Below are 9,149 nucleotides of genomic sequence, written 5' to 3'. Positions count from 1 at the left end.
CTCCCTGACGCGGCTCCTTGATGCGGCCCTCCTCGAAGGTCCGTCACATATGGACCACCGGTGCCGCGTCCGCGTCCACCTGCGGCACCCCGCGGCGGAAGAGCACGAACGCGATGGCCGCGCCCGCCGCGAAGAAGCCGGCCGACCACCAGAACGCGGTGGTGTAGCTCTCGATGGTGGCCTGCGCCTGGACCAGCTTGTTCGTTGGGTCCTTCCCGGCCAGGTAGTCGGTCGCGGCGCTCGCGGCGAGGGTGTTCAGCAGCGCCGTGCCGATCGAACCGCCGACCTGCTGCATGGCGTTGACCGTGGCGGAGGCCACGCCGGCGTCCTCGGCGGCGACCCCGCTGGTGGCCAGCTGCATGGCGGGCGGCATGACCAGGCCGAGGCCGACGCCGATGACGATCAGCTGCGGCAGGACCGCGCTCAGGTAGGAGGAGCCGACGCCGATCCCGGTCAGCCAGGCCATGCCGACCGCGGCGATCGCGAAGCCCAGCGGGATGACCGCCTTCGGGCCCAGCTTCGGCACCAGGGCCGTGGTGCCGAGCTGCGCCGCCACCATGAGCGCCGCGACCATCGGCAGGAACGCCACACCCGTCTTCGTCGGGGTGAAGCCGAGGTTGAGCTGGAGGTAGTAGGTGAGGAAGAGGAACACGCCGAACATGCCCGCGCCGGAGATCAGCACGGCGAAGAACGAGGCCGCGCGGTTGCGGTCGAACAGGATGCGCAGCGGCAGCAGCGGGTGCGCGGCGCGCGTCTGCCACCAGACGAAGGCCGCCAGCAGCAGCCCGCCCGCGATCAGGAAGCCCCACGTCTGCGGGGAGTTCCAGTCGTGCGTCTCCGCGTTGGAGAAGCCGTACACCAGGGCGAACAGACCCGAGGCGACCAGGACGGTGCCGGGCACGTCCAGCTTGGAGTTCTCGGCGTCGCGGTGGTTGGAGAGCAGCAGCCAGCCGCCCGCGAAGGCGGCCACGGCGATGGCCACGTTGACGTAGAGCGTCCAGCGCCAGTCGAGCGCGTCGGTCAGGATGCCGCCGAGCAGCAGGCCGACGGCGCCGCCCGCGCCGGCGATGGCGCCGTAGACGCTGAACGCCTTGGCGCGCTCCTTGGCGTCGGTGAACGTGGTGTTGAGCAGCGAGAGCGCGGCCGGCGCGAGGAGCGCGCCGAAGGCGCCCTGGAGTGCGCGGGCGGTGACCAGCATCTCGAAGTTGGTCGCGGCGCCGCCGAGCGCGGAGACGGCGGCGAAGCCGACGACACCGATCAGGAAGGCCGTCTTGCGGCCGAAGAGGTCGGCTATCCGGCCGCCGAGCAGCAGCAGGGAGGCGAACGCCAGCGCGTAGGCGGTGACGATCCACTGCCGACTGCCGTCGGAGAAGCCGAGGTCGGCCTGCGCGGAGGGCAGGGCGATGTTCACGATGGTGGCGTCCAGCACCACCATCAGCTGGGCCAGGGCGACGACCGCGAGGATCCACCACTTCTTGGCGGATGCCGCGGACGGCTCCTGTTCGGCGCCCGTAAGGGTGCCGTCCGTGAGGGTCTTCGGAGACATGGGGAACCACTTCCAGGGACGTGACGGCAGAGAACCCGTAAACGAAACGGTTTCGTACACGTGGAGGCTAGACCAGTATCAGCGAAACGGCAAAGTTTCGTTAGCGGAGCGGCAGTGCGGCAGTGCGGCAGTGCGGCAGTGCGGCAGCGGCGAGGGAGCTCAGACATGCGCAGCGGTGTGTTCGACGTCGACGGCACGGGCCTGTACCACGAGGTGCGCGGCAGCGGTCCGGCCCTGCTGATGATCAGCGGGGCCGGGGGAGACGCCGGCTACTACACGGCCGTGGCCGAGGACCTCGCCGACGCGTTCACCGTGATCACCTACGACCGCCGGGGCAACTCCCGCAGCGGCGGCGCGGGCGAGGGGCCGATGCGGCTCACCCAGCAGGCCGCCGACGCCCGCGCGCTGATCGACGGCCTGGCCGGCGGCCGGGCCCTGGTCTTCGGCAACAGCGCGGGCGCGATCGTCGGACTCACCCTGGCGGCCGCGCACCCGGAGGCGGTGGCGGGCCTGATCGCCCATGAACCGCCCGCCGTGAACGTCCTGCCGGACGGCGACCCGGCGCGCGGCTTCTTCCCCGAGCTGGCCGCGCTGTACGCCGCCGGCGGCGGGCCCGCGGCCGGGCGCCGGTTCGCCGAGACGACCCGCGGCGAGGGCGCCTACCGCTGGCCCGCCGACCTCTGGCAGCGCTTCCTGGCCAACCAGGAGCACCTCTTCGGGACCGAATGGGCGGGCTTCGGCGCCTTCCACCCCGACGAGACGGCCCTCAGGGCGGCCCCGTTCCCGATCCTCCTGGCCGCCGGCGCGGAGGACCGCGGGGCCTACTACGCCCGCCCCTCGATCGAGATCGCCCGCCGGATCGGCGCGCCCTGGGCGGAGTTCCCGGGCATCCACATGGAGTTCCTGCGCGATCCGGCCCGCTTCGCGGCGGCCCTGCGGGTCACGGCGACCCAGCAGCTGACCAGCGCGGGCGGCCGGGTGCCCGGGCTGTGGGCGGGGGCCCCGCAGAAGCCGTGAGCCCGGCGCGTCCGGCGCACCCTCCCGGTGCACAGACGCCGCTCCGGAGACGCCGCTCCGGAGACGCCGATCCGGAGACGCCGATCCGGCGACACCCCGCAGACCGGTGGACGGGCAGACCGACCGACCTTCCGGCCGAACGTGTCCGGCGGCTCGTCGCCGAGCCCGCCGAACCGGCCCGCTGGTTCCCCTCCCGACCGACCGGCCGGGTCGTGGCCGTGGACGCGCCCCGCCACCTGTCCTTCGTCCGGGGCGGCGACGAACTTCGCTTCGACGTCGACGCCGTCGACGACCGGGCCTGCGTCGAGTCCGGGTTCCCGTCCGGCGCGCCGGTGCCCGGCCGGGACCGACCGCCCCGTGGCCTACGTCAGCTGCCGCCGCACCAGCTCGTGCAGCCGGCCGCCCGTGTCCGCGAGGAGCTGGGCGGGCGGGCCCTGCTGGGCGATCTTGCCGTTCTCCATCACGACGACCCGGTCGGCGTCCAGCACCGTCGACAGCCGGTGCGCGATGACGACCCGGGTGGCGTTGAGCTTGCGGGTGCTCTCGATGACCGTGCGCTGCGTCTCGTTGTCGAGGGCGCTGGTCGCCTCGTCGAAGAACAGGATGCGCGGCCGGCGGATCAGCGCCTGCGCGATCATCAGGCGCTGCCGTTGACCGCCCGAGACCGACCCGCTGCCCGAGACGATCGTGTGCAGGCCCATCGGCATGCGCTTGATGTCTTCGCCGAGGCCCGCCATCTCGGCGGCCGCCATGGCCTCCTCCGGTGTGTAGGCCTCGGTGCCGCAGATGACGTCCAGCAGGGAGCCGGTGAACGGCTGGGCGTGCTGGAGCACCACCCCGCACTGCCGGCGCACCGCCGACTGGTCGAGCGCCGCCAGGTCCTGGCCGTCGTACAGCACACTGCCCGAGACCGGTCTGTCGAAGCCGATGAGGAGCCGCAGCAGCGTCGACTTGCCGCAGCCGCTCGGGCCGACGATCGCCACGAACTCGCCGGGCCGTACCTCGAAGGAGACGTCGTCGAGGACGAGGGGACCGTCGTCGGAGTAGCGGAAGGAGAGGCGGCGGGCCTCGAGCGCGCCGGTCAGCGGGCCGGGGCGGGTGTTGCCCGTGCGGACCTCGGGCGTCGCCTCCAGCACCGGCCGGATCTCCTCGAACAGCGGCAGCGCGGCCACCGCCGAGACGAAGGCGCCGGTCAGCGAGGTCACCGAGGTGAGCAGCATCGTCATCGACGTGTTGAAGGTGAGGAAGTCGGCCGCCGACAGCGCGCCCCGGGCCGGACCGGCCAGCAGCATGAACATCAGCAGGGAGCACAGCGGCAGGTACACCGCGCCCAGCACCGTGTTGAGGTTCTTGATCCGGCCCAGGCCCTGCTGGAGCTCGCGGCTGCGCGCGAACTGCGCCGCCCAGGCCGCGTACGCGTAGTTCTCGGCCGCCGCCACCCGCAGCTTCGGCAGTCCCCGCAGCGTCTGGAACGCCTGGTTGTTGAGCTTGTTGGAGAGCACCACCAGCCGCCGCTGCCAGCGCACCTGCCACAGCCCGAGGCCAAGGAACACGGCGGCGATGACGACCAGCATGCCGATCGCCGCCAGCGCCATCGGCACGCTGTACCAGAGCAGCAGCCCCAGGTTCATGGCCCCGATGGTGACGGACTGCGCCACCGACGGGCCGAGTCCCGCCAGCAGCCGGCGGATCGCGCTGATGCCCATGGCGGCGCTCGCCAGCTCGCCCGTCGACCGCTCGGCGAAGAACTTGGTCGGCAGCCGCAACAGCCGGTCCCAGACGGCCGGTTGCAGCGTCGCCTCGATCCGGCCCTCCAGACGCAGGATGGTCAGGTTCTGCAACAGCATGAACGCCGCCGCGACCACGCTGCTCACCATCACCGCCAGACACACCTGCACGATCAGCCCCTGCTGCGCCCGTGGCACGTACTCGCCGAGCACCTTGCCGGTGGCGATCGGCACCAGCGCCCCGATCACCACCGTCACCAGCCCGCTGAGCAGCAGGTTCGTCAGGTCGCCGCCGGTGCCCCGCATGCTGAACCGCAGCAGCCCGAGCGGGCTCGGCCGGCGTTCCGGCAGCGGCCGGTAGAACATGACGGCCCGCGGCTCGAACTCCGCCGCGTTGGCCTTCTCGACCGGCGTCTCCCGCCCGGTCGCGGGATGGACGGCGACATAGCCGCCGCGCCGCCACAGCAGCGCGACCGGCGCCCCGGACAGCGCCCGGTGCCCGACCAGCGGGCCCACGTCGTCCCGCCACCAGCGGCCGTCGAGCCGTACGGCCCGGGCGCGCACCCGGGAGGCCAGCGCGACCCGTTCGACCGGGTCCAGCCGGTCGCTGTCGGCGCCCATCTGCGAGGGCTCGGCGAGGGTGATCCCGGCGGCCCGGGCGACGAGCTTGCAGGCGGCGAAGGTGGCGTCGGCGTCGGCGGCCGTCGTGCGCTGCCCCGACTTCCCTCCGATCGACGCCAGCAGCGTCCGGTCGGCCTGGGCGCGCACCGCCTCGCCCGCCTTGATGCCGGCGGCCGTGCGCGTCTCGTGGGTGCGCTCCACCTGCTCGATCCAGCGGTCCAGCGTGGTCAGCAGCCGGTACTGCTGGTCGACCATGCTCTGCCACACCGAGGGGTCCATCAGCAGGTCGGCGGCCGCCTCGGCCCCGTACAGCGAGCCGTACTGCACGCTGCCCGGCGGCACCTGCATCCAGAACACATCGTCGTCCGTGACCTCCGCCGCCCGCTCGGTGGCCATCGGCGCCTGGAACAGGATGGACAGACCGCGGCCGACCCCGAGGGCGAGCGCGTACTCCAGGGGGCTCGAAGTCGGCGGCACGTACTGGGGGTTGCCGTACTCGTCGTAGGACCAGGTCTGGGTGTTCGCGGGCTGGTACAGCTCGCGCAGGCCGATGCGGTGCACGACACAGTCCCGCAACGGACGTGCCACCAGCGTGTGTTGCGGGCCGGTGACCGGACCGAGCAGCAGCGCGCCCGCCTCCAGACGGCCCAAGTGGTGCCAGTGGCCCTGCTGTTCGGCGTCCACCGCGAACAGGTCCAGCGCGCCCGACGCGACCAGCCACAGCACCTGCGGGCCCGCCAGATCGAGGCGGCCGAAGCCCGCGCAGTCGATCCGCGAGCCCAGCTGACCCAGTGCGGCGAGCACGACGTCGACGCCGCCTTCGTCCACGGTCGTCATCTCAACGCTCCCTGACCAGGGCCGCGTACGAGCCGCCGCGCGCCACCAGTTCCTCGTGCCGCCCGCGCTCCACGACCGTGCCGTGCTGGAGCACGACGATCTCGTCGCTGTCCCGTACCGTGCTCAGCCGGTGCGCGATCACCACACACGCGCAGCCGCGCCGGCGCAGGTTGTCCATCACCGCCTGCTCGGTCTCCGCGTCCAGCGCGCTGGTCACCTCGTCCAGCACCAGGATGCTCGGCCGACGCACCAACGCCCGGGCGATCTCCAGGCGTTGGCGCTGCCCGCCGGAGAAGTTGCGGCCGTCCTGCTCCACCTTGCTGTGGATGCCGCCGGGCCGCCGCAGGACGGCGTCGTAGAGCGCCGCGTCGCGCAACGCCTCGACGACCGCGTCGTCCGGGATCGACGGATCCCACAGCGCCACGTTGTCGCGGACCGAGCCCTCGAAGAGGAACACCTCCTGGTCGACGAAGGAGACCGAGGAGGCGAGGGCCCCGCGCGGGATGTCCTCCAGCCGCTGCCCGTCGATGCGGATCACGCCCTCCCACGGCGCGTACAGGCCCGAGATCAGCCGGGACACCGTCGACTTGCCGCTGCCCGAGCCGCCGACCAGCGCCACCTGCTGACCCGGGCCCACGGTCAGGTCGAAGCCGGTCAGCAGCGGTTTGTCCAGCGGGCTGTAGCCGAAGGCGATGTTCTCCAGCTCGACATGCCCCTGGAGCCGGCGGGTGGAGTCGGCGCCGCCGCGACGGTCGTAGAGCGGGTCGGCGCGGAAGTTCTCCACGTCCTTCAGCCGGGCCACGTCCGCCGCGAAGTCCTGGATCCGGCCCGCGACGCCGTTCAGCCGGGTCAGCGGCGCGGTGAAGCGGGTGACCAGGGCCTGGAAGGCGACCAGCAGACCGACCGAGACATGGCCCTCGATCGCCCGCATGCCGCCGATCCACAGGATCAGCGCGCTGTTGAGCGAGGCGAGCGTCGGCGCGACCACGCCCAGCCAGGCGCTCGGCACCCCGAGCCGCTGCTGCTCCTCCAGCGTGGTGGCGTGCTGCCCGGCCCACTTGCGGAAGTAGCCGTCCTCGCCGCCGGTCGCCTTCATCGTCTCGATCAACTGCAGCCCGGTGTAGGCCGTGTTGGTCAGCCGCGCGTTGTCCGCGCGCAGCTTCGCCGTACGGGTCGCGCGCATCCGGATGACGATCCGCATGGCGACGATGTTGAGCAGGGCCACACCGATGCCGACATACGTCAACTGCGGGTCGTAGGTGTAGAGGAGGACCGCGTAGAGGACGACGACCACCGCGTCCACGCCGGCCGAGGCGAGGTCGCGGGACAGGGTCTCGGCGACCGCGTCGTTCGACTGGAGCCGCTGGACCAGGTCGGCCGGGCTGCGCTGGGAGAAGAAGGTCACCGGCAGCCGCAGCAGATGCCGCAGGAAGCGGGCGCTGGACAGGGTCGAGGAGATGATCCGGCCGTGGTGCAGGTTGGCCTGCTGGAGCCAGGTCAGGGCGACCGTGAGCGCCACACAGGTGCCCATCGACACGAACAGCACCTCCAGCAGCGAGGTCTGTCCGCCGATCAGGAACATGTCGATGTAGGTCCGGCTCAGCGCCGGCACGGCCGCGCCCACCAGGACCAGCAGCAGACTCGCCAGCACGGCCGCCGGCATGGTGCCCGCGGTGCCGCGCAGCCGGGCCGGCATCGCGCCCAGCACCCCCGGCTTGCGCCCGCCCCGCTCGAAGGCCTCGCCCGGCTCCAGCACCAGCACGACCCCGGTGAAGCTGCCGTCGAAGTCCTCCATCGGCACGAACCGCCGGCCCTTGCCGGGGTCGTTGATGTACACGCCCCGGCGGCCGAAGCGCCGGCCGAGGCCCTCGTAGACGACGTAGTGGTTGAACTCCCAGAAGAGGATCGCGGGCGACTTCACCTGCGCGAGGGCCGCGAGGTCCATCTGCATGCCCTTGGCCGTCAGGCCGTAACTGCGGGCCGCCTTGAGCAGGTTGCTGGCGCGCGAGCCGTCGCGGGAGACACCGCACGCGATGCGCAGCTCCTCCAGCGGGATGTGCCGGCCGTAGTGGCCGAGGACCATGGCGAGGGACGCGGCCCCGCACTCCACGGCCTCCATCTGGAGCACGGTGGGCGTGCGGACCGTCTTCACCCGGCTCTTGGGCACGGTGCGCCGGGGCGGCGCGGCCTTCCGGCGACTGCGGGTCTGCTCGGTCGTCGTCACGGGAGCAGCCAATCGACGGGACGCTGGTCGGCCAGCCGGATCGAACCGGTGGCCATGGTCATGGAGGTGAGCGCGAACGGCGGTCCCTCCGCCGACGACCACTTGTAGCCGCTCTTCGTCCCGGACGACTTGTCCAGGCGGACCAGGACCGCGACCGGGCGGCCGTCCTTCGTGAACTGCCCGCCCAGCTGGCTGTCGCCGAGGAACGCGGCGATCTGCTGCGCCGACTGGGCCGTGCGGTCCACGGACTTCACATGGCCGCGCAGCACCCCGTACTCCTGGGACGGCACGGTCTGCACGGTCAGATCGACGGCCGCGTCCTCGGGGATCGACGCGGCGTTCTCCGCGGGCACGTACACCGTCGCGTACAGCGGGTCGTCGGCGTCCGCGACCTTCTCCACGGCGGCCACGTTCGCTCCGGTGGCGATGATCTGCCCGATCGTGGCGGCGAGCGCGGTGATCCGGCCCGCGGCGACCGTCCGCACCACGGCGTCGCCGTCGGCCGTGCGCACCTTCAGCACGGGGGAGTCGGCGGGCAGCCGTTGGCCCTCCTTGGCGAGGACCGCCGTGACCTGGCCCGCGGCCGGGCTCTGGAGGACGTAACTGCCCTCGCCGTGGGTGAGGACGGCGGGCGCGCTCACCGTGGACGCGACCGAACCGGTCACCGCCCACACGGACGCGGCCGCCATGACGACCACGGTCACGGACAGCACCAGCCAGCCCTGCGGGCGCGCGAACCGCACCGGCAGGTCGAGTTCCTCCGGCGACTGGAGCTTGGCGAGGGCCTGTTGGCGGAACTGCACGGGACTTCCCTCGGGAGTTTCAGAGCACCGATGAGTCCCGGAGCCGGGTGACGGCTCCGGGACTCAAGGAGTCACAAAGGGCGCGATCAGAGACCGGCGACCAGGTTGGTGACCGGGGCGGTGTTCAGGCCGGTGACACCCGTGACGGTGCCGACGACCGTGTCGACCAGGCCGGAGACCGGGGCGATGCCGTCCACCAGGCCGGTGACGGTGCCGAGGGCGTTCAGGGACAGACCGCCGGAGACGTTGTCCAGCTCGGCGTCGGAGATCTCGACGGTCTCAACCTGGGGGGTGGAGTTCATGGTGGAACTTCCCTTCACATGGATATCTCATAAGGGGGGAGCGGCCCCCTCTGGGGACAGACGACGGCCGCG

At 72.2% G+C, this 9,149-nt stretch carries 6 protein-coding genes; 1 reads left to right on the top strand and 5 read right to left on the bottom strand.

Annotated features, from left to right (window positions below; all coding sequences use genetic code 11):
- Positions 1–43: 43 nt before the first annotated feature.
- Positions 44–1,546 (bottom strand): MFS transporter, encoded by a 1,503-nt coding sequence (locus AB0J04_RS10760; RefSeq protein WP_363168012.1) that lies wholly within the window; start codon positions 1,544–1,546, stop codon positions 44–46.
- Between the two features lie 165 nt (positions 1,547–1,711).
- On the opposite strand from AB0J04_RS10760, the gene AB0J04_RS10755 reads away from it, so the two are divergent.
- Positions 1,712–2,563, top strand: coding sequence for an alpha/beta hydrolase (locus AB0J04_RS10755; RefSeq protein ID WP_363168011.1), 852 nt, complete (start codon positions 1,712–1,714; stop codon positions 2,561–2,563).
- Between the two features lie 362 nt (positions 2,564–2,925).
- On the opposite strand, the gene AB0J04_RS10750 is transcribed toward AB0J04_RS10755, so the two are convergent.
- From AB0J04_RS10750 to AB0J04_RS10735, 4 genes are all read right to left on the bottom strand, one after another.
- Complete coding sequence (locus AB0J04_RS10750; RefSeq protein ID WP_363168010.1) at positions 2,926–5,748, bottom strand: NHLP bacteriocin export ABC transporter permease/ATPase subunit; 2,823 nt, start codon at positions 5,746–5,748, stop codon at positions 2,926–2,928.
- Between the two features lies 1 nt (position 5,749).
- Positions 5,750–7,972 carry an NHLP family bacteriocin export ABC transporter peptidase/permease/ATPase subunit gene (locus AB0J04_RS10745; protein WP_363168009.1) on the bottom strand — a complete coding sequence of 741 codons (2,223 nt, stop codon included), beginning with the start codon at positions 7,970–7,972 and terminating at the stop codon, positions 5,750–5,752.
- Positions 7,969–8,775 carry an HlyD family efflux transporter periplasmic adaptor subunit gene (locus AB0J04_RS10740; RefSeq protein WP_363168008.1) on the bottom strand — a complete coding sequence of 269 codons (807 nt, stop codon included), beginning with the start codon at positions 8,773–8,775 and terminating at the stop codon, positions 7,969–7,971. Before AB0J04_RS10740 ends, AB0J04_RS10745 begins: the two co-directional genes overlap by 4 nt.
- A gap of 86 nt (positions 8,776–8,861) precedes the next feature.
- Positions 8,862–9,077 (bottom strand): type A2 lantipeptide, encoded by a 216-nt coding sequence (locus AB0J04_RS10735; protein WP_351917495.1) that lies wholly within the window; start codon positions 9,075–9,077, stop codon positions 8,862–8,864.
- Positions 9,078–9,149: the final 72 nt, after the last annotated feature.

Source organism: Streptomyces sp. NPDC050263 (genome assembly GCF_040655955.1).
Taxonomy (GTDB): Bacteria; Actinomycetota; Actinomycetes; order Streptomycetales; family Streptomycetaceae; genus Streptomyces.
Note: the sequence above shows the minus strand (reverse complement) of the source record. Positions and strands in the feature narration are given on the sequence as shown.

Coding starts and splice junctions, on each gene's coding strand:
- AB0J04_RS10760 (WP_363168012.1), bottom strand. CDS start 1,546: ATGTCTCCGAAGACCCTCACGGACGGCACCCTTACGGGCGCCGAACAG.
- AB0J04_RS10755 (WP_363168011.1), top strand. CDS start 1,712: ATGCGCAGCGGTGTGTTCGACGTCGACGGCACGGGCCTGTACCACGAG.
- AB0J04_RS10750 (WP_363168010.1), bottom strand. CDS start 5,748: ATGACGACCGTGGACGAAGGCGGCGTCGACGTCGTGCTCGCCGCACTG.
- AB0J04_RS10735 (WP_351917495.1), bottom strand. CDS start 9,077: ATGAACTCCACCCCCCAGGTTGAGACCGTCGAGATCTCCGACGCCGAG.